The 1017-nt window shown below is 73.5% G+C and carries 2 protein-coding genes; one reads left to right on the top strand and one right to left on the bottom strand.

All coding sequences use genetic code 11. The features are described from left to right. A partial coding sequence (locus tag GT030_RS30605; protein ID WP_161203868.1) for a hypothetical protein occupies positions 1 to 183 on the top strand: 183 nt, incomplete at its 5' end. Here GT030_RS30605 and GT030_RS30600 read toward each other — a convergent pair. Continuing rightward, positions 174 to 1017 (bottom strand): LCP family protein (locus tag GT030_RS30600; RefSeq protein WP_161203867.1); only part of this gene is annotated, 844 nt, incomplete at its 5' end. The genes GT030_RS30605 and GT030_RS30600 overlap by 10 nt on opposite strands.

The raw sequence follows: 1017 nt of genomic DNA, 5'->3' as shown, positions 1-1017 counted from the left end.
GTCGGCTGGGCCTCGGCCGCGCTGGCCGGGGCGGGGCTGTTGCTGCCGGCCACCCCCCTGGGCGCGGTCCTCGGGCTGACCGCGCTGCCCGCCGGCCGCTACCTCCTGCTGGCCGCCGTCCTGGTGCCGTACGCCCTCGCGCTGAGCGTGGCGCGGGTGCGCCACGACCGGCGTCAGCCGTAGGTGAGGTTGGCGCAGGGGTTGTCGTCCGCCGAACGCGCACCGTTGGCCACCTCGCTGGGCACCGAGGAGGACGTCGAGGACGGCGTCGGGTTGGTCGCGTACGCCTGGCCGAGGACCACGTTGATCCGGGGCGCGCCGATCCGCTCCAACTGGGCGCCGGGGAACACCTTGGCCACCGTCCGGGCGCGGTCCGCCATGCCGGGGCCGTACTGGACGACCGTCGCCAGATGGTTCTGGGAGAGCGCGGTGGCCGTACCGGTGACGGTGAAGCCGGAGGCGGTCAGCGCGGCCGAGCCCTTGGCGGCGAGCCCGGTCACCGTGGTGCCGTTGTAGACCGCCACGGCGATGCCCTTGCCGGAGACCGGGGTGGGAGAGTGGCCGGCCGGGCCGGGCTTCTTCGCCGCGTGGCCCTTCCCGCCGCTGGCGTCGGCGCCGTCGATCGTACGGTCCGCCTTCAGCGCGGCCCACAGCTCACCGGCGTCCGGCTCCACGACCGCGACCCGCGCGCCCGCGTACCGCCAGGGCACGGTGACGAACTTGGTGTTGTGCAGGTCCACGTTCTTCAGCGACATGGCGAACGACAACAGCTTGTCGGCGCTGCCCAGTCCGGGGTCGACGGTCATCGACCTGGTCGCCGCGTCGGCCAGCGGCAGCAGCTTGGTCGGGGTGAACCCCTTGTCCTTGACCTCCTTCAACAGGCTGCCGACGAACGCCTGTTGCCGCTTGATCCGCCCTATGTCGGAGCCGTCCCCGATGCCGTGCCGCAGGCGCACGTAGTCCAGCGCCTGCTCGCCCGCGACCCGCTGCTCGCCCTGCCGGAAGAGGAGCGTGCCC

The organism is Streptomyces sp. SID1328 (genome assembly GCF_009865595.1).
In the GTDB taxonomy this organism is placed as follows: domain Bacteria; phylum Actinomycetota; class Actinomycetes; order Streptomycetales; family Streptomycetaceae; genus Streptomyces; species Streptomyces griseoluteus.
This window is presented reverse-complemented; position numbering and strand designations above follow the sequence as displayed.